The organism is Rhodococcus sp. RDE2, assembly GCF_020885655.1.
GTDB classification, from domain to species: Bacteria; Actinomycetota; Actinomycetes; order Mycobacteriales; family Mycobacteriaceae; genus Rhodococcus; species Rhodococcus pyridinivorans.
In genome coordinates, this window is record NZ_AP025186.1 from 2,689,232 (window position 1) to 2,715,527 (window position 26,296).

Consider the following 26,296-nt stretch of genomic DNA (forward strand, 5'->3'; position numbering starts at 1 on the left):
GAAGATCTCGGGGCCGGGCCGCGATGGGTACTCGACGCCGATGATGGCGAACGAACGTGGGGCACGAGCCGTGCGCACGGCTCGTGGCGAGGGAGTGATGCCATGCTGATCCGAACAACAGACGCTGGGCGACGTCGCCGACACTCACCACTGCAGGACAGGCCGCCGGCGACACCGCAGGACCGGCGTGAGCCGAGCAAGGACCTTGTCCCCTAGGCCCTGCCGAGGGACAGGACGACGATGAGGGGACGGCACACGAGCACACCGGCTCGGTCCGGACCCGAGGGGGTCGTCATGTCCGCACATCGGTCGATCGTCGTGGGAGTCGACGGATCGGATGCCTCGCTCGAGGCCGTGGTCTGGGGAGCACGGGAAGCCGCACTACGGAATGCCGTGTTGTCGCGGGTGACGACGGTACCCGGTCGCGGTTTCGCCGGAATACCGGTGGGTATGCCCGCCGCCTTTTTCGAACAGGAAGAAGCGGACGGTAGGCGGCGCCTCGACGAGGCGGTCAAGTACGCACAGAACACCACATGGGCGCCCGAGATGGACACCCATCTGTGCACCGGACCACCCGCCTCGGAACTAGTCGAACGGTCCACCTCGGCAATCATGGTGGTCGTCGGCGCTGGTCGGCACAATGCACTCGAACGTGCACTGCTGGGATCGGTCAGCGCCGCGGTGGTGACCCATGCGCATTGCCCGGTGGTCGTCGTGCGGGACCTGCCGTACCTGCCGGTTCTGGACATCACCGGGCCGGTTGTCGTTGGGGTCGACGGCTCCGAACACAGTCAGCGGGCGGTGGCGGTGGCCTTCGAGGAGGCGTCCTTGCGGGGCGTGGACCTACTCGCGGTGCATGTCTGGTCCGATATCGAGATACCGATTCCCTTTCATCGCCTGGAATCGGGTGACACCGGGGTCCAGGAGCGCGTCGTCCTTGCCGAAAGTCTCGCGGGATACGCCGAACAGTACCCTGACGTGTACGTGCGGTCGGTGGTAGCGATGGATCGGCCCACCCGGCGCCTACGCGAGTACGCCAACGGCGCACAGCTTCTGGTAGTCGGAAGCCGGGGCCGCGGGGGTTTTACGGGCATGCTGCTCGGGTCGACCAGTCGGGCCCTGCTGCATTCGGTGTCGTGCCCGATGATGGTCGCTCGCTGAACGCCGGCGCACCTTCCTGCCGCTCGGCAGCGCCGTGCTCGAGCCTCGATCACATCCGCTCATCTCAGGCTCGGCACCGCGTCGATTCCCGCGTGCCGGCACCTCCGATTCGATGAAGGAGCGACATCATGACAATGCCAGTACAGGGATCCGTGCTCGTGACCGGCGGGAGCCGCGGTATCGGCGCCGCTGTTGCCACACAACTCGCCGATACCGGCGCGAATGTGGTGATCGCGGACATCCTCGACGATGAAGGCACTCAGGCCGCAACCGATCTCGGAGGCGAGGCGAGATTCACCCACCTGGACGTGACCGACGAACAGGACTGGCGTCGAGCGCTCGACGTCGCCGAATCCGTCGGTCCTCTCCGCGCCTTGATCAACAACGCCGGCATCCTGGCGGTCGGCACCATCGAGGAACAGGACCGCGCAGAATTCGAGCATGTCCTGCAGGTCAACCTGGTCGGCACCTGGCTGGGAATGCATGTCACAGGTCCGGCCCTGCGCCGCAGCCATGGCTCGATCGTCAACATCTCCTCGATCGCCGGGCTGACCGGTTACGCCGGACTCGGAGCGTATGGTGCCAGCAAATGGGCGCTGCGCGGGCTGACCAAGACCGCCGCGCTCGAGTTCGCCTCCGACGGCGTGCGGGTGTGTTCGGTGCACCCGGGACCGATCGAGACCCCGATGACCGCCCAGATGGACCGAGCCGTGGCCGCGGATCAGCCGATCGCCCGGTTCGGTACCCCCGAGGAGGTGGCCCGGATGGTGCGGTTCATCGTCACCGAGGCCAGCTATTCGACCGGATGCGAATTCGTCGTCGACGGGGGCGCCACTACCGGGACAGTGCTCGACCTGGCACCGTCGGTCGACACGGCTCCGTGGCCGATGTGATCCGGCGGTCTCGGGTCCATCCTGCTCGCTGATCGGTATCGCCACCGTCCGAAGCGCCTTCCGTTTTCGACGCCCCCACCTCCTGGACGGGTGATGATCGGGGTATGGCCCTTCGAGGTTCACTCCTCATGGGAATCGGAAGGCGGGCACAGGCGCGATGACACGAACATCCCGCAGCGACCGAACGGATGCCGCGCAGGACGTCGCGAGTCTGCGGATGACCCCGGCCGTCGCAGCTGCCCTACCCGTGCCGGAGGTGCTGGTCCGGCTCGGATCCTCACCGGCTGGTCTGAGCGCGGAGACCGCGGCCCGTCGCCGCGCCCAGGTCGGTCCGAATGCGGTGCGTAGTTACCGCGTGAGTGTGTGGGCGGTACTTGCACGGCAGTTGCGCAGCGCCTTGCTGGTGCTGTTGATCGTCACGGCGGCTGCGTCGTTCTTTCTCGGAAACCGCACCGATGCCGTCGTTATCGGCGTGATCCTCATAGCCAGTGTCGGTCTCGGCTTCGTCAACGAATACCGCGCCGAACGTGCCACTGCAGCTCTGCATTCACGGGTGCGGCACACCACCGTCGTCCTGCGCGACGGACAACCGGTCCGGATCGATGTCATCGATCTCGTGCCGGGTGATGTGGTGCGACTGGTTCTCGGGGACATCGTTCCGGCCGATCTGCGTCTGCTCGAGGTGACCGATCTCGAATGTGACGAGAGTGTGCTCACCGGCGAATCCGAACCGGCCTGCAAGTCGACCGCGATCGAACCGGCGGGGGCGGCGCTCGCCGACCTGGCCGACTGCGCGTTCATGGGAACCGTGGTGCATGCCGGCACCGGGACCGGGGTCGTCGTCGCCACCGGCGCCGACGCCGAGTTCGGGCGTATCGCTGTCGGGCTCGGTCACCGGGAACCGGAAACCGACTTCCAGCGGGGGTTGCGCCGGTTTTCGGTGCTGCTGCTGCAGGTCGCAGTGGTCCTGACCTCGATGATCGTGCTTACCAACCTGCTGCTGGACCGTCCGCTGATCGAATCGTTGCTGTTCGCTCTGGCGATCGCGGTCGGCATCACTCCACAACTGCTCCCCGCGGTGGTCGGCACCGCACTGGCGAGCGGATCCCGTCGCCTGGCGGCGCGTCGGGTACTCGTCAAACGGCTGGTGTGCATCGAAGACCTTGGTGACATCGATATCCTGCTCACCGACAAGACCGGCACCCTCACCGACGGCCGGATCACCTTCGACCGAGCCCTGCCCACCTCTGGTGCTGACGCCGACACGACGCTGGTACACGGACTGCTCGCCACCGAGACCGACACCGGCTCGGGCACCCGGCTCGCCGCCAACGCCATGGACACCGCCCTGTGGGTCGCGGCGGGGCAGGCCGGGCCGGTGGCCGAGCGGTACCGGCACCTGGACACCTTGCCCTTCGACCACACCCGACGGATGACCTCGGTACTCGTCCGCGCCCCCGATGGCGTCCCCACCCTGATGGTCAAGGGCGCACCCGAATCGGTGCTCGCCCGCTGCCGGCAGGTCGACGCCACCGATCACCAGGCCTTGGACGGGTTGTTCGCGCAGGGCAGTCGGGTGGTCGCCGTCGCGACGAAAACGCTCCCACCGGGCCGGGACCGAATCGAGCGACACGACGAGAGCGACCTGCACTTGAGCGGGTTCCTGGCCTTCGTGGACGAACCGAAGGCCTCGGCGGGTCCCTCCCTGGCCCGCCTGGCGGAACTGGGCATCACCGTCAAGGTCGCGACCGGCGACAACCCGAAGGTCGCCGAGAAGGTCTGCGCCGAACTGGGACTGGAATCCGGCGGCAGCGTCACCGGCGCCGAACTCGCCGCACTCGACGACGAGCAGTTCGTCGATATCGCACGGAACGCGACGATCTTCGCCCGGGTGTCACCCGAGCAGAAGGCGCGACTGGTGCGCACCCTGCGCACCCACGGCCGATCCGTCGCTTTCCTGGGGGACGGCGTCAACGATGCACTGGCACTGCACGCAGCCGATGTGGGCGTCTCCGTCGACGCCGGCACCGACGTGGCCAAGGACGCCGCGGATGTGGTGCTGCTGGAGAAGGACCTCGGGGTTCTGGCCGACGGGGTCACCGAAGGGCGCCGCACCTTCGCCAACACGATCAAGTACGTGCTGATGAGCACATCGAGCAATTTCGGCAACATGTTCAGTGCTGCTGCCGCATCGGCGGTCCTGCCCTTCCTGCCGATGCTGCCGAGCCAGATCCTGCTCAACAACCTGCTCTACGACACCAGCCAACTCGCCATCCCCTCCGACCGGGTCGATGCCGAACAACTGCACGCCCCTTCGCACTGGGACATCGCGTTCATCCGACGGTTCATGCTCTTCTTCGGGCCGATCAGCTCCCTGTTCGACTTTCTGACCTTCGGCATCATGATCGGAATGTTCCATGCCGGCCCCGAGCTGTTCCGCACCGGATGGTTCGTCGAATCCTTGGCGACCCAGACCTTGATCGTGTTCGCCATCCGTACCCGACGCACCCCGTTCTTCCGCAGCCGCCCCGGTCGCACGCTGGTCGCCACGGTGGCCGGGGTGCTCATCGTCGGCATCGGTCTGACTCTTTCCCCGTGGTCCGACGATCTCGGCTTCACCCCGCTGCCGATCGGGTTCTTCCTCACTCTCATCGGGTTGATCTGCGGGTACCTGGTGCTCGTCGAGAGCGCCAAGCGGCTGTTCTACTCCGAACCCATACGCCACCTGCCGCCGCTTCGGTGGCGCGGCCACGAACACCGCATCCACCGTCGCGCCGCACGCTTCAGCACCCATCAGCCGGTGCCGCCGCCGACCGCAGCGTCAGGATCTCCGTGATCTTCGGTTACTCATGGTGGGGTGAGCGTCTGCACCTACAGGCGTTCCGGGCCGGTCGCCGAGTCCGCCTCGGGAGCAAGAGTGAAATAGTTCTCCTCCTCCTGCACGAAGTGCAGGCGGAGCAGCGCCGACAGACCGTAGAGGTCGGCGAGGAGTTCCTCGCACTGGTCGGGGTGTAGACCCCCGGCCGCATCGGCCTGGGCGAGCTGCGCCCGCAGCCGGTGACTGAGCCGATCGATCTCGGCATGCATCCGGCTCATCGTCGCGGTCGCTTCACCGCTGCCCAACGGCTCTGCGAGCGCGGGATACAACTCGGTGTCTTCGGCGCGCTCGTGCGGCAGCAAGGTGTCGAACAGAAAAGTGTCCACCCGCCGCAACCCCGCATGGGCGGCGACGAGATCACCGTCGGCGAGCAATTGGGCGGTCTCGCGCAGCACCGACAGGTGGTCGCGCAGCACCTCGTGTTCGGCCGAGAACCGGTGCACCATCGCCGCGGTGTCCTCGCGCAGAGCCGGTGCACGGGCACGATCGCTGCGCAGAGCGCGCAGGGCATTGACGATCACCGCGACATCGATCGCCTCCTGCAACAGCGCCCCCACCGCCGGAGGCAGATAGCCGAATGCAGCGAAACCCATCGCAACCAGTGACAGGCCCATCCCGATCACGGCGCTCTGCACGGCGATGCGCCGCGAGCGTCGGGCGATGACCATCGCGTCGGCGAGCCGGCCGAGGCGGTCGGCGGTGAGCACGATGTCCGCGGCCTCGGAACTGGCCGTCGAACCGCGTGCACCCATCGCGACCCCGACGGTCGCCGCGGCGAGGGCCGGAGCGTCGTTGACTCCGTCGCCGACCATGACCGTCACCGCCGAACGGCATTCAGCGCGGACGCCGGCGACCTTGTCGGCCGGGGTCTGCTCGGCACACACCGCGTCCAGTCCGAGCACCGACCCGACGGCTTCGGCGGGCTCGCGCCGGTCCCCGGTGAGCATCACGAGCCGGTTCAGTCCGGCGGCGCGCAGTCGTCGCAGGGTGCGGGCGGCGTCGCGTCGCAGCGGATCGACGAGCAGCAGCGCACCCGCGAGATCCCCGTCGACCGTGACCCAGGCGATCACGGCACCATCGAGCGCCGCCCGGTTCGCCACCGCCCGTGCCCAGCCCGGAGGGTCGGTGGGCAGAGCGAGAGCGCCGACGCTCACGCGGTGACCGTCTACGGTGGCGCTCACGCCGGTGCCGGCCTGCTCGACGACCCCGGTGGGCATCGACAACGTCAACCTGCGTTTTCTCGCCTCCTGCACGATCGCCTCCGCAAGGACATGAGGAGACAGCTGATCGGCGGAGGCGGCCAGGCGCAACAGTTCCACCGCGTCTTGGCCGGCGGCGGTGACGATATCGGTTCCGGTGGGCCGCCCGCTGGTGAGGGTGCCGGTCTTGTCCATCATCAGTGTTCGGGCCTGCCCGAGATTTTCGAGCGCCCCACCGCTGCGGATGACCACACCCAATCGGGACGCGCGGGACAGGCCGGAGACGATCGCGACCGGGGCGGCGAGCAGCAAAGGACACGGGGTGGCCACCACCAGCACCGCCACGGCACGAGTTGCCGACCCTGCGGCCAACCACGCGAGCGCGGCCACCACCATCGTCAACGGCAGAAACCAGGCGGCGACCCGGTCCGCGATGCGCACCACCGGGGCACTTTCGGCGGCGGCCTCACGAGCGAGGCGCACGATGCCGGCGTAGGTGCTGTCCTCGGCGGTGGCGCGGGCGGTCATCTCGAACGCCGCGCCCGCGTTGACGATTCCGCTGCGCACCAACTCGCCGGTCCGGCGCTGCACATGTATCGGCTCGCCGGTGAGCACCGACTCGTCGAGCACCGCAACCTCGGACGCGACCCACCCGTCGATGGGCACCACCTCACCCGGCCCGACGACGATCCTGTCGCCGGGAACGATCACCTCGAGAGGTACCACCTCGAGTGCGTCACCGACCCGACGGCGGGCGGTGCGGGGAGCGTGCTCGAGCAACGCCCGCAGATCCGTGGTGGCACGGCGTTCGGCAGCAGCATCGAGTGCCTGTCCCGATGCGAGCATCACCGCGATCAGCGCGCCGGCCACGTACTCACCGACGGCCAACGTGCCGACCAGCGACAACACCGCGATTAGATCCACCCCCACCCGGCCCCGCCGCAGTGCACCGATCACCCACCAGGTCGCGGGCACAATCGCGATGAGGGTGCCGAAAATCCAGCAGATGTCGGCAACCGCACTATCGCCGAGGATCCAGGCCAGACCACCTGCGACCAGGGCGGTGACGGTCACGACGAGAAACACGGACTCCGCCCGGGCACGCACACGCGTCATCCACGACGTCGCCGGTGTCGGTGACGCAGCAGTCATCGCGCCCCTCCTGCTTATCTGGGGGTGCACTAGCGGATATTGCCGACGCTACCGAGATGCGCGTGCCGACGGATATCCGACGCTCGCAAAGAGTCCCCGTCCAGCAAGGGTAAGACCGTCTCGGCGCCTTTCGGAATTCTCAGGATCTCCTGCTCGATTCATCAGAAACCGAGCCTAGCGTGAAACGTGGCGAAGCATCGACACGAACCCGCCGATCCGAGTCGGGGGCGGATCGACGGGTCCGGCTGCCGCTTGCCGAGTGCCGGGTCGGGGCCGAGTGTCGCTGTGAGCACTCGTGCACCGGCACCGGCTCCCTTTCCCTCGCGAGTGAGAGCCGTGAGGACACCGAAACGAGAGGCGAAAGCCATGCACGGTTGGTACGGCGCCGGATGGGGCGGCTGGCTGCTGATGATGGTGATGTTCGTCTTGTTCTGGTCGGCGATCGTCGGCCTTGCCGTCTACGGCATCTATCTGGTCCGCCGGCCCGCCGCTTCAGGCCGCCCCGAACCGGAACGCCCGGCTCATCATGACGCCGAACGGATCCTCGCCGAACGCTTCGCTCGCGGTGAGATCGACGAGGACGAGTTCCTCGCCCGGCGTGCGACCCTGCGGCGTAGTTGACGACCGGTCCGCTTATTGCGGTGGCGGCGGTCAGCCGCGGTCGAGACGTGGGAAGAGCACTTCCTGTGCGATCAGGTGCACCGCCGCGGCGAAGGGAATCGCCACCAGCGCTCCCACCAAGCCCAGCAGGGCGCCGCCGATCAGGACGGCGATCAGGGTACTCAGAGCCGGTACCTCGACCGAGCGTCCGATGATCTTGGAAATGAGCAGGTAGTCCTCCCCGAGGCGGAAGGCGATGAAGAACACGATCGTGGTCACGCACACCGGCGCCGAGACCGTCAATGCCACAGCGGCCACCGCGATCCCGGCGATCAGGGAGATGAGGATGTTGCCGAGGACGTAGGAGCCGACCTTCGCGAAGATCTCGTCGCCGAGCAAAATCGCCCGGGGGCGCCGTGAGTGCGGGACGAACCGATAGAGGGTGGCACGTAAGCGGGGGAGATCGGCGAGGAAATAGACGGTCAGTACCGTGACGATGAGGGTGTCGGTCAAGGCGGTGAACACGGCCTGACCGGCGGTGACGATGTCTCCGAGCACCGATGTGCCTGCGCCGCCCCAGAACTGGGTCAACCGGTGTTGTAGGTCGAAGCGGGCATTGAGACGGCCGAGCCATGACGACGGCTCGGTGAGTTGTTCGAAGTAGTGCGGGGCGGCAGCGATCAGCGCCGATGCCTGTTCGGTCAACGGAGGAATCGCCGCGGCCACCAATGCCATGAGTGCGGCGCCACCGACAACGAATACGGTGGTGAGCGCGCCCGCCGCGGCAGTCATTCCGGTGAAGAAGGGGGAGTGGCGATCGAATCGGGGACCGAGTGTGCCGCGAGGGGAGCGGTCGTTGCTCAGTGCGGCCGCAGCCTGTTCGGCGGCGGCGATGGGGTCGGGATCCGGAACTCGCTCCGGATCGGACTGGTCCGGTGGATCACCGTCCGAATCGGTCATGGTCGGGTCCAGCGGATACCGAGGTCGTATCTGCGTGCCGGGTGTGCATGGTTGCTGTCGGCGGGGGATTGCCGTGTCTGCGCGGCCGCATTCGAGGACGCCGCGATATCGCCCCACACTGCGCGTGAACCGGATTCGCCGACCCGGTAGATCTGCACGATCATTGCGGCGGCAGTGACGAGCGCCAGTGCGGCTGCGACCGCTCGGAGCAGCGTGGACGGTCGAGTTGTTCGTTCTCGGAGATGAAGCGCGGCAAGAATCAGGGTGGCGAGGAACAGAACTGTGGCGAAGTAGACCATCGTGTCGCCCAGTTCGGTGTGGGTGTGCACGGCCGCTGATCGTTCGACGTGGTCTTCGAGCCATTCACCGGCGTCCGTGGTCACCGGAGTCAGGGCCAGTACGACGGTCGCGAGAGCGACGGTCAGCCAGATGAGTTGACGTCGGGCAGCGGGCCACACTCCGCACACTGCAACGAGGATTGCGGTCACCGGAGTGAGGACCACCATGAAATGGACGAGCAGTACATGCGCCGGAAGGCCGCTGACAGTCGACATGACCTCAGTATTCGAGTGCGTATGCCGATGCGGGGGCGAGTTCGGGCGGATCCAACAAAATGGCATCTTGTCGGCTCTCGACCTCCAAGCATTCTCAGCAGGTCTGGAAAGCGCGCTTTTCGGGCGCGCAGGTGTGCACTCGGATCACGGGTGAACAGCGGTGTGAATCGGCCGCACCGAGGAGGACGATGGGACGTGGGCGTGGGTCGAAGTTCTCGGCCCGACGACCCGGGAAGGGCGGTGCGCGGCGGTGAACATGATGACGATGATGGACCAAGCGCATATGGTGCTCCACCAGTTGATGATGTGGCTGCACATGATGGGTGGGATGCCGATGATGCACATGCCCATGTAGTACGAGATCCTCCATTCGGCACCCGACGGCCGTCGGGTGTCCGGCTGGCATGTGGCCTCAGCGATGAAGTGGGGGTGCTCGACCCGCAGATCCAGCGCACCATCGGGTCACGGGCCTGTTTCTCTGTGCCCGGTCCTGGTCTTACCTGGACGGCCGTGTCCGGTCCAGGGCGTTCACATGAACTCGGCAGGTTCGCAGTCTGCTCCGGGTAGGGGAAGAACTCGGATACGGTTCGCGCACAGGTGCATAACGGCGCCAAATCTGTTGTGTACCAGGTTTCGTCTGCTCCTGGCCGGAAACCGGGGCGCCGGCGCGGCTCGCGTCTTGCAGAGAGCGGTCATCCGGTGGCCCAGGCAGGACAACAGAGCATTCGAGCCAAACAGACTGTGACCGCGCCGGTCCCTGGCAGGGGCAGCAAGATCATGGACGTCGGGAGTGGCGCAGAGAGCAAGGCCACCAACATCGGATGTGGCACCATGATCGACATGTGCTGCAGCAAAACGGGTTCGGTAGTTCCTGACCGACGGCATACGACACTCGTCTTGCTGCTGATGGAGCACACCCACGTTCGCTGAACGGATGCGGACGCGAAGAGACGTGCAGAAGGCGACAGGATCCGAGTCTCCTTCGACGGAGTGTCCCGAAGGTAGACACCTCCGCAGAGCGGATATCGACGCATGGACGCTCCCCGACGTCACCGCGGGGCAGGGCGATGGGTGCCGACGCGGTAACCGGACAGGTGCCGCGCGGTGTTGACCAACGCTACGTGGCTGAAGGCCTGGGGGACGTTGCCGAGTTGGCGACGCGCGTCGGGGTCGTACTCTTCGGCGAACAACCCGACGTCGTTGCGCACCGACAGCACGCGTTCGAACAGCTCGCGGGCATCGTGAACGCGACCGGCGCCGTACAGCGCGTCGGCGAGCCAGAAGCTGCACGCCACGAATGTCGCCTCGGGTTCGGCGATGCCGTCGACCTGCTCGAGCTCGGGGCGGTAGCGCAGGATGAATCCGTCCCGGCCCAGCTCACGCTCGATCGTCGACACGGTGCCGACCACGCGGGGGTCGTCCCACGGCAGAAAGCCGGTGCGGGGTATGAGCAGCAGCGCCGCATCCACCCCGCGGCTGCCGTAGAACTGGGTGAAGGTGCCGCGGCGTGCATCGAATCCTTCCTGCAGGATCTCGGTTCGGATCTGTTCGCGCAGCGCGCGCCACCGATCGACCGGTCCGGGGAGGCCGAACCGCTCAACGGCTCGGACGCCGCGGTCCACTCCTGCCCAGGCCATCACCTTGGAGTGCACGAACGGGCGTGGCTGACCGCGTATCTCCCACAGTCCGTTGTCGGGTTCGTGCCAGTGACCTTCGAGGAAGTCGAGCAGGGCAACTTCGATGTCCCATGCGGGGTCGCCGCGCAGGCCGTTCTCGCGGGCCAGATGCAGACAGTCGAGTACCTCGCCCCACACGTCGAGTTGGAACTGCTCGGCGGCGGCGTTGCCGACGCGCACGGGTGCGGAACCGTTGTAACCGGACAACCACGGCAGGGCGAATTCCGGCACTCGTCGTGCTCCGTCGAGCCGGTACACCATCTGCAGGTCCGCGGGGTTTCCCGCAACTGCCCGTACCAGCCAGTTGCGCCATGCCTTGGCCTCTGCGACGAATCCGCAACCGAGCAGAGCTTGCAGAGTGAAGGCGGCGTCGCGGAGCCAGCAATATCGATAGTCCCAATTGCGGCTGCCACCGATCTGCTCGGGTAGCGAGGTGGTGGCCGCCGCCACGATGCCCCCGGTCGGACGATAGGTCAGAGCCTCGAGGGTGATGAGCGAACGACGTACCGCGTCGGTGTGCTCCCCGCTGTAATCGCACGAGTCGATCCAGTCGGTCCAGTACCTGTCCGTATCGAAGATCGCCTGGCGTGCATCGAGCGGCCGGGGTGCGTGCTCGTAGGACAGACCGTAGGTGAGCACGAACGGAACGGTGTCTCCGGCGTGGATGTCGAACTGTCCGGTGGTTCGCATATCGTGCCCGCGCAGCGGCACCGGAGTGCGGAGCCAGACGGCATCGGGACCGGCGACGGCGGTCAGGCATCCCGGGACTCGGCGGACCCACGGGACGATGTGCCCGTAATCGAACCGCAGCCGAAGCTCGGTCTGCATCCTCACCGATCCGGTCACGCCCTCGACCACACGGACGACGTCGGCGGTCTGTCGCCGCACCGGCATGCAGTCGGTGACCCGCACCGACCCTGTGGCGGTGACCCATTCGGTCTCCAAGATCAAGGTGTCGCGGCGGTACGCCCGCCGCGTGCAGGAACCGCCTTCCACGGGAGCGAGCAACCATCGTCCCGCCTCGTCCCCGTCGAGCAGCGCGGCGAAACACGCAGGTGAGTCGAAGCGTGGCAGGCACAACCAGTCGATCGACCCGTCACGACCCACCAGCGCAGCAGTGTGCAGGTCTCCGATCAACGCGTAGTCCTCGATGCGCTGACGCATACGTCGACCTCTCCGAGTCGAGACCCTCATCTCAGATCGCGGCGACGGAATCCGACCGCTCCGACAACGATCAGGACGACCGCGAGGAAGATTTCTCCCATCACCGGCACGGGGGTGAAGGTTGCTCCGGGCAGTTTCGGCAGATGCCCGAACGGTTCCGCATCGAGGGCCCACTGCGGAAGATCCGTGAGCGAGCCGATGCTGAAGATCAGCAGAAACATCACGTAGACCGCCCACGCGGCCGGTGTGAACCGTGGGAGCCACCCGAACAGCATCATGGTGACGCCGACACAGATCCAGACCGCGGGTAGTTGCACCAGAGCACCGGCGAGCGAGCCGGGTGCGGTGCCGGCGATGTCTCCGGTCGCGGCACCATAGGTCAGCGCCACGGCGACACCGGCCGCGAGCAGCGCCACCGCCGGTCCGAGCATCGCGAACATCAGGTGGCTCAGCACCCAGCGGAGTCGCCCGACGCGGCCGGCGATGACCGACTCGGCGCGGTGCGCGGTTTCTTCGTAGTGCAGTCGCAAGGTGGCGGAGATGGCGTACGCCGACGCGGCGATACCCAACATGGTGAGCGCCAGCGCTACGAATGCGTCTTCGAGCACGGTTGTGCCGCCGAGCCGGGCGATGATCTCGTCGATGGCTTCGTTGCCACCGAACTGGGCGCCGAGCCCGTGCGCGGCACTGCCGAACAACAGTCCGTAGAGGAACAACGCGATGCTCCAGGCAACAAGGGAACCGCGGTGCATCCGCCACGCGAGTCCGACAGGTCCGGCCAGGCTCGGACCGGCGACCCGTTCGCCGGGGCGCTCGGCGAGAAGTCCGCTGCCCAGATCACGGCGGTGCAGCAGCACATAGGCCGCGGTGACCGTGACTGCCGTGACGGCCGCGTGCAGTAGCAGTACCCACCAGCGTTCGTCGGCGAACGGGCGCAGTTGCAGCGACCAGCCCTGTGGAGACAGCCACGACAGCGTCCCGGTCCCGGCGTCGCCGACGGCGCGCAGCGCGAAGAACACCCCCAGGGTTCCGAGCGCGATACCGCGCGCCGGACGTGCCGAAGCGGTCAGCTGTGCGGCGATCGCGGCGACCCCGGTGTACACCAGACCGCATGCAGCCAGGGCACTTCCGAAGCCGATCGAACCGGCTGCGGGCAGGTCGTACAGATACAGCACGAACGCGAACGATGTTCCGACGACGATCGACGCGCCGGCCGCGACGAGCACTGCGGCCGTGAGTTCGGCGTACCGGCCGACGACGGTCGAATCGACCAGTTCGGATCGTCCGGACTCCTCCTCGGCACGGGTGTGCCGGATGACGGTGAGAATCACTGCGACTCCGATCGCGGTGTACAGCGCACCGGCCTTCCAGATGGCCACCGCCCCTGGCGTAGCCGCGAAGATCGGCCCGTACATCGCGATCAGCGCCGGGCTGGCGGCGGTCGCGACAGCGAAGCGCTGTAGGTCTGCTGCGGTGGGGTAGACCGACTCGATGCTGCCGGCGTAGGTCGTCGGCAACAGCACCCCGATGATCAGGACCCACAGGGGCAGCACGATCCTGTCGCGACGCAGACACAGCCGCACCAGTTGTGTCGTACCGGTGAGAGTGCCTGGGGCCCGTCTGGGGCGGAGGGACACAGGGGCCGGCATCGTGGTCATGTCCGCTCCTCGACTTCGGTGGCGACTCGGTGCTGCGGTCCGTTCTCCACCCGGTAATGCCGAAGGAACAGTTCCTCGAGAGTTGGTGGTGTGCTGATCAGGCTGCGCACACCGGCGTCGCCGAGCAGGCGGACGAGGTCACCGAGGCCGTCCTCGTCGACCTGGCAGTGCACCGTGGTGCCGTCGAGGACGACATCCGTGACGCCGGGAACCCGCCTCAGGTCGCCGGGGTCGCCGACCAGTTCGGCGGTGATGGACATGCGTCCGAGGTGGCGCATCTGTTCGACCGCGCCGGAGTCGACCGTCCGGCCGTCACGGATGATCGTCACCTTGTGGCACAACGCCTCGACCTCGGAGAGGATGTGGCTCGACAGCAGGACGGTGGCACCGCGCGCCACTGCTTCGCGGGCGCACTCGCGGAAGACCTGCTCCATCAGTGGGTCGAGACCGGAGGTGGGTTCGTCGAGCAGCAACATCCGCGCATGCGACGACAACGCCGAGATCAGCGCGACCTTCTGTCGGTTGCCCTTGGAGTAGCTTCGGGTCTTCTTGCGAGGATCGAGGGCGAACCGCTCGATGAGTTCGTCGCGACGGTATTCGTCGAGTCCGCTGCGCAGTCGGGCCAGTAGGTCGATCGTTTCGCCCCCGGTCAGTGACGGCCACAAGGTGACATCGCCGGGCACGTACGCGACATCGCGGTGCAGGGTGACCGCCTCGGACCAGGGATCGCGTCCGAGCATCCGTACCCAGCCGGAGGTGGGCCGCAAAATCCCCAGCAGAACCCGCAAGGCGGTGGATTTGCCGGCGCCGTTCGGGCCGAGGAAGCCGTGGATCTCTCCGGCGTCGACCGTGAGGTCGAGCCCGTCCAGTGCGTGGACGTGACCGAAATGCTTGTGCAGATCGCGTACCTCGATCACATGTTGCGCGTCCATCTGCGCTCCCGTCCTGGCGTGCAGGTCGGTGCATCTGTCGGCCGGACCGGACGGTGGGGCGCGGGCACCGATCTGTCCTCCACTGTGACGAGTTCGCCGGTCGGACGGCAAGAGCCCTTGGTCCGCAGATTTTCCCGTGCTCTTCGGCTGGTATGCCGGTGTTCGTTGTGTGTGCATCCCGTACTCGGTTCATCCTCGATACCGGGACGGTCGTCTCGGGACATGTAGGTCACGGGACATGTAGGTCCGGACGCGGATTGTCGCCGGGAGGGAAGGCCTCATGGATTCGGACGAGACGATGATGGCGTGGCGGGTGAGCGATCCGCGTCCGATTCACGACAAGCCGTTGACGTTCGCACCTGCGGCTGTACCTCGCGCTGGTGCCGGTGAGTTGTTGGTCGAGGTCCGCGCGTGCGGGGTGTGCCGCACCTTGCTGCCCAACTCGGGGCAGCCTCGGTCCAAGGTGCCGCCGACGCGCCGCCGGTTCCGCTCGATTCGGCGATCGTGTTCGCTCCGGTGGGAGAATTGGTGCCGATGGCTCTCGAGGCGCTCGACCGTGGTGGGATCCTGTCGCTCGCGTGCATTCATCTGACCGATGTCCCGCCCCTGAACTATCAACGGCATCTGTTCTACGAACGGGAGATCCGGTCGGTGACCGCCAATACCCGCCGGGAGGCGCGGGAGTTCCTGCGGTTCGCGGCCGAGCATCGGATCCGCGTGAGCGCCAACGGGTACCGGTTGTCCGAGGCGCAACGAGCGTTGACGGATCTGGCCGACGACCGGGTTCGGGGCGCGGCCGTGCTGGTCCCGGATCGATTCTCGCCCTGACCGAGGGCCGTGAGCGCCGAGGGCAGCGGTGGTCGGCGCGGTCAGCTCACGGTGACACTACTACCGGGGTGCAGGACGACGAGCGAATCGCGGCACATGATCTCGATCGGCGGTTGATGTCCCGATTCGGCGGTGATCTCGATCGAACGGCCACTGACCTTGAGCCACAGTTGCCGGCCGCGATAGTAGATCGGGAATTCCAGGGTTCCCAACGTGTCGGGCCACTGGGGGCAGAGGATCAGCCGGTCACCGCGTACCTCGAGGCCGGTGAAACAACGTTGCAGCAGATCGATGCTGCCGGCCATGGCCGCGAGGTGGATGCCCTCGGCGGTCGTCCCGCCCTGGATATCGGTGATGTCGGAGGCGAGGACCTGCTCGAAATAGCGGATTGCCCGATCGCGGTGCCCTCGCGCCAGCACCCATGCGTGCACCACGGCGCTCAGGGTCGAACCGTGGGAGGTGCGGGCGAGGTAGTACTCGATCGTGCGTGGAATCGCCTCGGGTTCGAGACCGTATCCCAGCTGCTGCAGCAGGTCACGGAGTTCGTCGGCAGAGAGCAGATAGAACAACATGACCACGTCGGCCTGCTTCGATGCCCGATAACGGTTGACGTCGTCACCTTCGGCTTCGAGCAGGCGGTCGAGGCGGCGGATGTCGCCGTAGCGTTCGCGGTAGTGATCCCAATCGAGTTCGGACAGCTCGGCGTAACCGTCGAATTGGCTGATGACCCCGTCGTGGAAGGGAACGACCATGCGGCGGCCGAGATCGGACCACCGGACCATCTCCTCGGCATCGAGGCGCAGCCGGTCGACGAGTTCGGCGCGATAGCGGTCGGGGACGAGGTCGAGCGCCTCGATCGCCCGGTGAATCACCCAAACCGCCATGATGTTGGTGTACGCATTGTTGTCGACCCCGCCGTACGGGGCATGCGGATACCCGGAGTGGAACTCGTCGGGGCCCATCACCCCGCGGATGCTGTACCGGGAGCGGAACCGGTCGTAGGAAGCCAGAGAGGCGAAGAATCGGGCGATCTCGATCAGCACCTCTGCTCCCTGATCGGCGAGAAACTCCAGATCGCCGGTGACCTGGTAGTAGTGCCAGACGTTGTAGGCGACCGCGATGCCGATGTGGTGCTGTCGCCAACTCGCATCGGGAAGCCACCGTCCCGAGCGTGGATTCAGATGCAGCTGCTGGCTTTCCTCCCGGCCGTCGCTGCCGGACTGCCACGGATACATCGCCCCTCGGTAGCCGGCGGCGGCCGCCGCACGACGCGCTTCGGGTAGCCGCCGGTAGCGGTACTGCAACAGTGACCGGGTCAGCGCCGGCTCGCGCAGGTTCAGCACCGGGAAGACGAACAATTCGTCCCAGAAGATGTGACCGCGATAGGCCTCCCCGTGCAGTCCGCGGGCGGGCACTCCCACATCGAGGTCGGCGGTGTTACGCGAGACGGTCTGCAGCAGGTGCAGCAGATGAAAGCGTACGATCCGGGACTCGTACGGGTGGTGGGCAAGATCGATGTCGACGCGGTCCCACAGGTGCTCCCATGCCAGAACATGCCCATCCAGGATCTCGTCGAAGCGGCCTACACCGGCGAGCAGACGCTCGGCGGCGTCGGCCGGCTCGGAGACGGCGTGATCGCGGCCGGTGAACACGGTCGCGGTCTTCTCGACGACGATTGCACCGCCGGTCTCGAGGTCGACGGTGATCAGGTGGCCGATCCTTTCGCCGGCGCCGACCTCGGCCCCGTCGTCATCCTCGACGTACCGGTATCGGCCTTCACAGCGGTGTCCATCGGACCAGATAGTGGTGCGCGCCGCGGTCGCAACCGGGATGCGGGACTGGGTGGTCTGCATCGTCAGCACCACCGTATCGGGGGTGGTTTCGGTGGCGACGAGGCGTTCGAGGTGATCACTGGACAGATCGCGGTAGCGGTCGACGAGGGTGTTGCGAACCGCACCGTCGAGCATGGAGCGGAACTCGATGGTGCCGCTCCAGTTCTCGGCCATCACCGTGGTCTGCATCGCGCCGACATGCGGCAGGTGCATGGCGACGAAGCGGCGTTGGACGAGGGTGGTCGTGCGGCCCTGCCGGTCGCGCCAGCGCAGCCGTCGGGTCAGCACCGCGCGGCGCAGATTCAGGTACTGGCGGTGGTCGAGCAGCTCGACGGTGTCGACATCGAACCACTCCCCGTCGTCGATGCGGAAGGTCAACGGTAGCCAGTTGGTGGCGTTGACCAGGCTTTCGTTTGCGATCGGGACACCGTCGCGATCGTCGTGCAGACGGTTGTACAGGCCCGCGATGTAGGTGCCCGGATAGTGCAGAGCCCCTGCCGAGGATTCCGGTGCGCACCCGCGGGTGGCAAAGTAGCCGTTGCCCACCGTGCACAGCGCCTCACGCAGCTTCTCGTGCGGGGGGTCGTAGCCGTCGAAGTACAAGATCCACTCACCCGCTTGAGAGGGGGTGGCGGGGTCGCGGTCGAGCAGATCCGCCAGGCGAATCAGCACGTCGCGCACCTGCTCGGGACTGTTCACGGCGAAATGGGCGGCGGAGCGGCGGTCGTCGGCTTCCTCGCTGCGGACGACGATGCCGATCCCTTTGTCGGCGAGGGCGTCGAAGGCATCCTCGTCGGTCGGATCGTCACCGAAGTAGATCGGCACGAGTGCCTGAGGTTCGGTGATCTGATCGAGGATCCGGCGCAGCGCCGCTCCCTTGTCCGGTGCACGCGCAGAGATCACCTCGAATACTCTGCGGCCGCGCAGAATCCGGAGACGATCCTGTGCTCCTGCGATCTCGGCGACGGCCGTGGTGACGTCCTCGACGCACTCGGGGGGCGCGGCGCGCCAGTGGACGGTGACGACGAAGCGGCGGTGTTCGACCACGACACCCGGGATCGCGCGCAGCCGGTGTTCGAGGCGTCGGGACACCTGGGCCAGGAGCGCAATGGCGGCCACCGCGTCGGGATCGTCGTACCGTTCGCCGTGCGGGCCGGCGAGTTCGCTGCCGTAGCTGCCCGCATACCGGATCCCGGGGATCCCGATCCGTGCCTGCACGTCGGTCAGATCGCGGCCGCTGATCACCGCGACCGGGCAGGCCGCCGCCAGTCGCCGCAATGCTGCGCCGGTGCCGTCGGGAAGAGTTGCGGCGTCCGGATCCGGCACGATGTTGGCCAAGGTGCCGTCGAAGTCGAGCAGGATCGCCGGGGTGCGCACGCGCAGCAGGGCTGCCACCTCGTGCCGGGAAGTGAGGGCGTCGGGGATCGCCGACAGGTGCAGATCGCCCGCGCGCAGGTCGATCTCGCTGGGATCGCCGACGACCATCACGGTGTGCTGTCGGCGGGATGCCCCGGCGCTGTCCGGGCCGCTGACGACGATCACCAGGGCGAACCCGGCTCGGTGCGCCGCGGCGGCGACCTCGTCGTCGGCGGTGAGCACGACGGTCAGCGCGGGTGAAACGTGCAGTCCCGCCGCGGCTTGTCGGGGAGAGGCGTCGTCGAGTCGGATCAGCGGTGCAGCGTCGAGACCCGGTGTTTCGCGCAGTGTGTGCGGTCCACCGCCCTGGAAGAACACTGCTACATGGATTTTCGCAGCCTGCAGTTGGTGCAGCAGCGCACCGGCGGTGGGGTAGTCGATCATCACGCCGAGGTCGACAAGAACCGCCTCGTGGTGGCGCAGGTCGATCACCGGTCTGGCGGCATCCGGTCTGGCGGCATCCGGTCGGGCGGCGTGCTGGTGATCTGGCTGGTACACGGCGCCTTCCCCGGGAAGCAGCACTTCCTCCCGAGTCGGGTGTACCGCCGCAGGAGGTCCCGCGTCGCGATGACGTGGTGCTCTGATCATGGCACTGTCGGGGCCACCACGGTCGGCAATTGGTCCGGTGCCGGACTGCCGCTCCGCCGTCCAACCGGGGCGTCTGCCCGGTACGGCGTGGTCAGTGCCGGTTGTCGGTGATCTCACCGCCGATGGTCCGGGCCCATGTGTCGATGTCGTGCCAGTCCCGTGCGTCGCCGTATCGCCCGCCCATGAGGCGAAAGACGATGCGTCCGAAGCCTGGCCAGTCGCCGGGGGCGATCGCGCCGGCGAAGAACCGGTGATCCCGGAGCTCGGTGCGGGTCCGCAACATCTGTACTGCGTCGGGTTCGGACATGACGCGCCGTAGATATCGTGCCACCCGAGGGGAGAGAGTCGTGCTCGTCGCACCCACCGACGACACCGAAAACGCCCATACCGCACATTGATGTGCGGGCAGGTCGAGTCGTTCGACCGCTGCGGTAGCGTCGGGAAGACATTGCCCGTTGTGGATGGCGCTGCCGAGCACCAAGGTTGTCATCGTGTGCCTTCGGTGGTGGACGTTCGGCGCTGATCCAGCGGACGACCGAGCGAAGCACGACCACACTCGGCCTGTGATGGGGGACCTTCGCCTCTACGGTATCGATCCGAGCCCGGTGACGATGGAAAGACCCGGGAAATCCCGCCCCGGATCCGAGGAGCCGAGATGGCCACGCACCGTTCCATCGTCGTCGGAGTCGACGGATCCGAACAGTGCTTCCAAGCGGTGTCCTGGGGCGCACGGGAAGCCTCGCTGCGGAAGATACCGTTGTCGCTGGTCACGACCGTGCCCGGGCGTGGCACCCCCGGCATCCCCATAGGTATGCCGACGGCATTTTTCGAGCAGGAAGAACTCGACGGCCGGCAGCGACTCGCCGAGGCCGCCAAACACGCATCCGACACCGTCGCGGGAGTGCAGATCGAGTCCCATCTGTGTACCGGTCCACCGGCCGCGGAGCTGATCGAACGATCAAGCGCGGCGGTGCTGGTGGTGCTCGGCGCCGGCCGCCGCAGTGTGGTCGAACGCGCTCTTCTGGGGTCGGTCGCGGCCGCGGTGGTCACCCATGCCTGCGGACCGGTGGTGATCGTGCAGGATCTGCCCTATATCTCGGTCTCGGATCTGTCCGGCCCGATCGTCGTCGGCGTGGACGGATCCGACTGCAGCACGCGGGCGGTGACTGCGGCATTCGAGGAGGCATCGCTACATAGCGCCGAGCTGGTGGCGGTGCACGTCTGGTCCGATGCCGAGATGAACCTGCCCTTCCGCCGGACCCTCGACTGGGGCGGAATCGAAGCTCGGGAGCGGACGCTCCTGAGCGAGAACCTGGCCAGGTACGCGCCGCAGTACCCCGAGGTGCGGGTCCGCGCGATCGTCGCCCTGGACCGGCCCGTCCGTCAGTTGCAGAACTTCGCTGATGGGGCGCGACTGGTGGTCGTCGGCAGCCGCGGACGCGGCGGCTTTGCGAACATGCGGATCGGGTCGACCACCAGGATGCTGCTGCACACCGTTCCCTGCCCCCTGATGATCGTGCCCTGACGGCGACAGCGCCGACGCACCCCACCGGAGGGGACACCGATGACGATGCCGGACACGCTCTTCTCCTGTCGAAGGAACTCGCCATGACCATGCGCCGATCGATCGTGGTAGGAGTCGACGGATCGCCTTCCGCGCTGCAAGCCGTGGCGTGGGCAGCGCAGGAAGCCGCCCGACGCCACGTCCCCCTGTCCATACTGGCGGCGATGCCGAATCGGAGCACCTACGGTGTTCCGATTGGACTGTCCGCCTCATTCTTCGAGCAGGAAGAACTCGAGGCGCGCACGCACCTGGACGAGGCCGTCGACTGCGCGGGCAGGACCGTCCCGGAGCAGAGCCTCGATATCGACACCCGGCTCGGTTGGGGAGGGCCGATCCATGAGCTGCTCGAGTGCTCGACCTCGGCGCTGATGGTCGTGGTCGGAGGTGGGCGCCGGAATGTGCTCGAGCGGATGTTTCTCGGTTCGGTCAGCGCCGCCGTCGTGGCGCATGCCCACGCCCCGGTGGTCGTCGTGCGGGACCTGCCGCACGTCGAGGTCACCGACATCACCGGGCCGGTCGTGGTCGGTGTGGACGGATCCGAATCCGGCGAACACGCCGTCACCGCCGCGTTCGAGGAAGCCGCGCTGCGAGGGGTGGAACTGGTGGCCGTCCACGCCTGGTCCGACCTCACCGTCCGCTCCCCGTTCCAAGTCGGCATCGACTGGGAAACAATGGAAACGAGCGAAAAAGTCCTGCTGTCGGAGAGTTTGGCCGGATACGCCGAGCGGTATCCGGACGTGCCGGTCCGTCCGGTGATGGTGATGGACCAACCCGCGCACAATCTGCGCGAACAGGCCGCGCACGCTCAGCTGCTGGTGATCGGGCGACGCGGACGCGGTGGTTTTTCCGGGATGCTGCTGGGTTCGACCAGTCGCGCCCTGATACACACCGTCACCTGTCCGTTGCTGATCGTGCGGTGACCACGCCCGCGGCGGACAACGACACCGCCGGTAGGCGTGGCGACGGGAGGGCCTGCTTCCTTCATGTGGATCCGGACAATGCGCCCGTCCTGGGGCGGCTCGAGGGTTCCGATGGGGACCTCGGGCCCTACTCGTACGGCAGGGGCACGCGCGAGACTGGACTGCACGGGTCACCGCGGTCCGGGACGCCCCCGGTTCGCCGGCAGGAAGTGACGTCACACGAGCATGGGGACTTTTGCGGAGACGATGCCGGACCGCCGCACGCTCGAGTCGGTGGTCGCGTCGGCCTGCCGCGCACCGTCCCTGCACAACAGTCAGCCCTGGCGGTGGGTTCTCGGCACGACCGAATTGAGGTTGTTCAGCGACCCCGAGCGCATCCTGCCGGCCACCGACCCCTCGGGTCGCCAGATGGTGCTCTCCTGCGGAGCGGTGCTGCACCACCTGCAAACTGCACTGCTCGCCCGGGTGGGCGGCGGACATCGACCGGCTGACGCCCGCGTCGTACCACGATCTGTTGGCCACGCTCCGGTTCCGTCGTACCCCCGCCGTCCCCGAGCAGGCGTTACGGATAGCGGCCGCGATCGAGCGTCGACGGACCGAGCGGCTCCTGATGGACGCCCCACCGCAGTGGCCGAGGACCGTTGCCCGATTGCAGGACCTCGTCGAGGGCACCGGTGTACAGCTCGGTGTGATCGATGAACATCAGCGGCCCGCCCTCGAGGACCTGTCCCGGCGGATCAGCGGGCTACGCCGAGCCGATCCCGACTACGAAGCGGAACTGACCTGGTGGACCGGCCAGGTGGTGTATCCCGAAGGGGTCCCCGCCGACGCGCTGCCCCCAGCGCATCGGACGGTCGCCACGGAACGGGAGTTTCCTGCAGGCACCGCCGGTGGTGGGCGGGACGCACCGGACCGCGCCGCCTTGCTGCTGCTGTCGACTACCACCGATACACGTCTGGACTGGTTGCGCTGCGGCGAGGCGTTGTCGGGGGTCCTTCTGCTCTGCGCCGATGAGGGACTGGCGAGCTGCCCGGTCACGCATCTGACCGCCTATGGTCACCGACGGAAGAGAGCGCGGACGCTGCGGCGCTCGACATGGGCAGGTCCGGTCTCCCGATGGCAGGTGCAGCGGTCGGCGACGGGTACGGATGCCATGACGGCGTCGACATGCTGTCCGCATCCACCCCATCCGGTCTTTCCGCAGTTCGCGCAGGTGACGGGGTACCACATGACAATTCTCCTCGGTACGCGATCTCGTGGAATGCGAATAGTCGATGATCAAGCAAGGGTGTGGGATTCTGCCCAGGCGTTGTAACCGCCGAGCAGGTCGGTGACGTTCCCGAAACCCTGCGCCCGCAGCAGCGATGCCGCCACGCTCGAACGCCACCCGCCGGCACAGTGCACCACGATCGGCTTGCCGACCGGCACCTGGTCCAGGCGGGCGCGCAACTGCGCCAACGGGATCGGCACCGCGCCCGGGATCGTCCCGAACTCGCGCTCACCGGGGTTGCGGATGTCGACGAGGGTGACCGCGTCGGCGGCGAGCAAGCAGTCGAGTTCCTCGACGGTCGTCCGGGGTGCGGCCTCGATCAGGCCGGCCAGCTCCGCGGGGAAGGCCCCGTCCCGATCGACGTTCAGATAGCCTGCGGCACCGTCGGATCCGATTCGCGCGAGACGCACCGCGGCGTCCTGCTCCTCACCGGGATAGGTGATCAGCACGATCTTCTCGCCGACCTCGGCGACCATGCCGCCGGTCTCGGCGAAACGCCCGTCGAACCCGACGTTGACCGATCCGCGCAGATGCCCAGCGGCGAAATCGTCGACGCTTCTCGCATCGAGAACACGCGTGCCGGCGACGAGTTCGGCCTTCACCTGCTCGGGGTTCAGCTCGGGAATGGTGCGGTCCTGCAGCAGAAGCGGGTGCATCCGCTTGTTCATCGCGGCGTCGACCGAGAAGTACGACGGGGCGGCCGGCTGCCCTTCGGTGACCAGGGCGACGAAGTCGTCCTCGCTCATCGGTTGCACGGACGGATTCGTGGCGCGCTGCTCCCCGATGGTCGAGGTGAGTTCGGTCGACAGGTTCTTTCCGCACGACGAACCGGCGCCGTGAGCGGGCATGACGACGACCTCGTCGGGCAGCGTCAGCAACTTCTCGTGCACGGTGTGGTACATGGCCCGCGCCAGATCGCTGGTCGAGCCGTCTCCGAGGTTGACCAGGTCGGGACGGCCGACGTCGCCGATGAACAGGGAGTCGCCGGTGAGCACCGCGGTCGGGACGGCGCCGGGGTGTTCGCGCACCAGCACCGAGATCGATTCCCAGGTGTGGCCCGGGGTGGACAGGATTTCGAGTTCGACCTCGCCGAGGGAGAGCTTCTCGCCGTCGCGCAACCGCCGGATCGGGTAGTCGGTCTCGGCGGCTTCACCGAATCCGATCCACGCACCTGTGGCGTCGACCAGTTCGAGGTGGCCGGAGACGAAGTCGGCGTGGAAGTGGGTGTTGATCACACCTTCGATGGTCAGCCCGTACTTCTTTGCGTCGGACAGGTATTCGGTGATGTCGCGGCGGGGGTCGACCACGACGGCCTTTCCCGTGCTCTCGTCGCCGATGAGGTAGGAGGCGTGGGAGAGGCACTCGATGTAGTACTGCTCGAGAATCATGGATTCCTCCGTTGCTGGATCCGGGGTGATGTGGACATCGTGGCATATACCCCCTAGGGTATGTCAAGTACTCCCAGGGGTATCTGTATGATGGCTGAACAATACCCCCAAGGGTATTGTTGCCGGAGCTCTTCCCTCTCGGCTTCCCTGATCGAAAGGCCATTCATGATCGAGTCTGCTGTCACCGTCGACCCGAACTCCTTGCACGCGTCGATCGACTCCGGCAAGAACGTGCGGATCATCGACGTCCGGACTCCGGGCGAGTTCGAGTCCGTGCACATTCCCGGCGCCTACAACGTCCCCCTGGACCTGTTGCGCGAGCACCGCGACGAGTTCTGTGCCCATTTCGACGAGAACGTCGTGCTGGTATGCAGATCCGGACAGCGTGCCGGTCAAGCCGAAGAGACCCTGCGCGGGGCAGGATTGTTCAACCTCCACATCCTCGCCGGCGGCATGCTCGGCTGGGAATCGGCCGGCCTGCCCGTCAACCGCGGCGCCGAACGCTGGGATCTCGAACGCCAGGTCCGGCTCGTCGCCGGTTCGCTCGTGCTGAGCTCGGTTCTCGGCAGCATCGCCGTGCCGAAGCTCAAGTGGCTCGCCGCCGGAATCGGCGGTGGGTTGACCTTCGCCGCACTGTCGAACACCTGCGCGATGGGCATGCTGCTGTCCAAGCTGCCCTACAACCGCGGCGCCTCGTGTGATGCCCAGAGCATCGTCGCGCAGCTGGTCCGTTCGAATACAGAACGCGCCGAGAGGAACTGATCATGATCGCGTTGACCGTAGCTCTGGCAGTCCTCGTCGGCGTCACCCTCGGACTGCTCGGTGGCGGAGGCTCGATTCTCACCGTCCCGCTACTCGCTTACGTCGCAGGCATGGACGCCAAGGAAGCGATTGCCACTTCGCTGCTGGTCGTGGGTGTCACGAGCGCGGTCGGCGCGATCTCCCACGCACGCGCCGGCCGCGTGCAGTGGCGCACCGGAATCCTGTTCGGCCTGGCCGGCATGGTCGGCGCCTACGGCGGTGGTCTGCTCTCACGCTTCATCCCCGGCACCGTCCTGTTGCTCGGCTTCGCCGTGATGATGATCGCCACGGCGATCGCGATGCTCCGTGGCCGTAAGAACAAAGCCGCGGCCGACGAGGGCGAGCGCGCGATGCCCGTGGGCAAGATCCTGCTCGACGGTGTGGTCGTCGGTCTGGTCACCGGCCTCGTCGGCGCCGGCGGCGGCTTCCTCGTCGTCCCGGCTCTGGCGCTGTTCGGTGGTCTGCCGATGCCGGTCGCGGTCGGTACCTCGCTGATCGTGATCGCCATGAAGTCCTTCGCCGGACTCGGCGGTTACCTGTCCACAGTGCAGATCGACTGGCGTCTGGCGGCGATGGTCACCGGTGCCGCCGTCGTGGGCAGCGTCATCGGCGGCCGTCTGACCTCACTGGTCGATCCGGACACCCTGCGCAAGAGCTTCGGCTGGTTCGTCCTGATCATGTCCTCCGTCATCCTCGCCCAGGAGATCCACCCCGGTGTCGGCATCGCCGCGGCGGCACTCACCGTCGTTGCCGCCGGCGCTACCTATGCCTGCAACCGCAGGGAGCACTGCCCGCTGCAACGACTCGGAGGGCGCCCTCGCGCCGCCGTGGCGGCGGGCTGAGCGGAAGAGTCGGAAGTGCT

General features: G+C 67.0%; 19 protein-coding genes and 1 pseudogene. 9 read left to right on the forward strand and 11 right to left on the reverse strand.

Going from position 1 to position 26,296, the window contains the following annotated elements:
• The first annotated feature begins 294 nt into the window (after positions 1-294).
• From LPH33_RS12585 to mgtA, 3 genes are all read left to right on the forward strand, one after another.
• Complete coding sequence (locus tag LPH33_RS12585; protein ID WP_229568226.1) at positions 295-1,161, forward strand: universal stress protein; 867 nt, start codon at positions 295-297, stop codon at positions 1,159-1,161.
• A 128-nt stretch (positions 1,162-1,289) separates the two neighbouring features.
• Positions 1,290-2,054: an SDR family NAD(P)-dependent oxidoreductase gene (locus LPH33_RS12590; protein WP_120282715.1), complete on the forward strand. Its 765-nt coding sequence runs from the start codon at positions 1,290-1,292 to the stop codon at positions 2,052-2,054.
• Between the two features lie 157 nt (positions 2,055-2,211).
• Positions 2,212-4,890: a magnesium-translocating P-type ATPase gene (gene mgtA / locus LPH33_RS12595; protein ID WP_390889775.1), complete on the forward strand. Its 2,679-nt coding sequence runs from the start codon at positions 2,212-2,214 to the stop codon at positions 4,888-4,890.
• Positions 4,891-4,925: 35 nt separating this feature from the next.
• On the opposite strand, the gene LPH33_RS12600 is transcribed toward mgtA, so the two are convergent.
• Positions 4,926-7,247 carry a heavy metal translocating P-type ATPase gene (locus tag LPH33_RS12600; protein ID WP_229568325.1) on the reverse strand — a complete coding sequence of 774 codons (2,322 nt, stop codon included), beginning with the start codon at positions 7,245-7,247 and terminating at the stop codon, positions 4,926-4,928.
• A gap of 402 nt (positions 7,248-7,649) precedes the next feature.
• Here LPH33_RS12600 and LPH33_RS12605 point away from each other — a divergent pair, with 402 nt between their 5' ends.
• Entirely contained in the window at positions 7,650-7,904 is a 255-nt protein-coding gene (locus tag LPH33_RS12605; protein WP_145692017.1) for an SHOCT domain-containing protein, read from the forward strand.
• Between the two features lie 30 nt (positions 7,905-7,934).
• Here LPH33_RS12605 and LPH33_RS12610 read toward each other — a convergent pair whose 3' ends face one another.
• The 5 genes from LPH33_RS12610 to LPH33_RS12630 form a co-directional block, all read right to left on the reverse strand.
• Positions 7,935-8,843: an AI-2E family transporter gene (locus LPH33_RS12610; protein ID WP_229564858.1), complete on the reverse strand. Its 909-nt coding sequence runs from the start codon at positions 8,841-8,843 to the stop codon at positions 7,935-7,937.
• Complete coding sequence (locus tag LPH33_RS12615) at positions 8,840-9,397, reverse strand: DUF2231 domain-containing protein (RefSeq protein WP_145692015.1); 558 nt, start codon at positions 9,395-9,397, stop codon at positions 8,840-8,842. The genes LPH33_RS12610 and LPH33_RS12615 overlap by 4 nt, the downstream gene beginning before the upstream one ends.
• A gap of 1,049 nt (positions 9,398-10,446) precedes the next feature.
• A complete protein-coding gene (locus LPH33_RS12620; RefSeq protein WP_145692014.1) occupies positions 10,447-12,237 on the reverse strand; it encodes a glycoside hydrolase family 15 protein in 1,791 nt (596 codons plus the stop codon).
• Between the two features lie 26 nt (positions 12,238-12,263).
• Positions 12,264-13,895: an ABC transporter permease gene (locus LPH33_RS12625; protein ID WP_229564859.1), complete on the reverse strand. Its 1,632-nt coding sequence runs from the start codon at positions 13,893-13,895 to the stop codon at positions 12,264-12,266.
• Positions 13,892-14,827, reverse strand: a complete 936-nt coding sequence (locus tag LPH33_RS12630) for an ABC transporter ATP-binding protein (protein ID WP_120282718.1) — start codon at positions 14,825-14,827, stop codon at positions 13,892-13,894. Before LPH33_RS12630 ends, LPH33_RS12625 begins: the two co-directional genes overlap by 4 nt.
• A 429-nt stretch (positions 14,828-15,256) precedes the next feature.
• On the opposite strand from LPH33_RS12630, the pseudogene LPH33_RS12635 reads away from it, so the two are divergent.
• Positions 15,257-15,655: pseudogene (locus LPH33_RS12635) on the forward strand (hypothetical protein); the annotation flags it as partial.
• 41 nt (positions 15,656-15,696) lie between these two features.
• Here the strand turns inward: LPH33_RS12635 and otsB are convergent.
• Together otsB and LPH33_RS12645 are read right to left on the reverse strand one after the other, a co-directional pair.
• Entirely contained in the window at positions 15,697-19,287 is a 3,591-nt protein-coding gene (gene otsB / locus LPH33_RS12640; RefSeq protein WP_229568327.1) for a trehalose-phosphatase, read from the reverse strand.
• A gap of 295 nt (positions 19,288-19,582) precedes the next feature.
• Positions 19,583-20,047, reverse strand: a complete 465-nt coding sequence (locus LPH33_RS12645; protein WP_420714434.1) for a hypothetical protein — start codon at positions 20,045-20,047, stop codon at positions 19,583-19,585.
• Between the two features lie 99 nt (positions 20,048-20,146).
• Here LPH33_RS12645 and LPH33_RS12650 point away from each other — a divergent pair, with 99 nt between their 5' ends.
• Positions 20,147-21,016 (forward strand): universal stress protein, encoded by an 870-nt coding sequence (locus LPH33_RS12650; protein ID WP_229564860.1) that lies wholly within the window; start codon positions 20,147-20,149, stop codon positions 21,014-21,016.
• A gap of 83 nt (positions 21,017-21,099) precedes the next feature.
• Entirely contained in the window at positions 21,100-21,975 is an 876-nt protein-coding gene (locus LPH33_RS12655) for a universal stress protein (RefSeq protein ID WP_229564861.1), read from the forward strand.
• Positions 21,976-22,537: 562 nt separating this feature from the next.
• Here LPH33_RS12655 and LPH33_RS12660 read toward each other — a convergent pair.
• The 3 genes from LPH33_RS12660 to LPH33_RS12670 form a co-directional block, all read right to left on the reverse strand.
• Positions 22,538-22,678, reverse strand: a complete 141-nt coding sequence (locus tag LPH33_RS12660) for a hypothetical protein (protein WP_229564862.1) — start codon at positions 22,676-22,678, stop codon at positions 22,538-22,540.
• Between the two features lie 353 nt (positions 22,679-23,031).
• Complete coding sequence (locus LPH33_RS12665) at positions 23,032-23,205, reverse strand: hypothetical protein (protein WP_229564863.1); 174 nt, start codon at positions 23,203-23,205, stop codon at positions 23,032-23,034.
• Between the two features lie 48 nt (positions 23,206-23,253).
• Entirely contained in the window at positions 23,254-24,633 is a 1,380-nt protein-coding gene (locus LPH33_RS12670) for an MBL fold metallo-hydrolase (RefSeq protein ID WP_229564864.1), read from the reverse strand.
• A 165-nt stretch (positions 24,634-24,798) separates the two neighbouring features.
• Between LPH33_RS12670 and LPH33_RS12675 the strand changes: the two genes are divergently transcribed.
• Positions 24,799-25,395, forward strand: a complete 597-nt coding sequence (locus tag LPH33_RS12675; protein WP_064852759.1) for a rhodanese-like domain-containing protein — start codon at positions 24,799-24,801, stop codon at positions 25,393-25,395.
• 2 nt (positions 25,396-25,397) lie between these two features.
• A complete protein-coding gene (locus LPH33_RS12680; RefSeq protein WP_229564865.1) occupies positions 25,398-26,276 on the forward strand; it encodes a sulfite exporter TauE/SafE family protein in 879 nt (292 codons plus the stop codon).
• Positions 26,277-26,296: the final 20 nt, after the last annotated feature.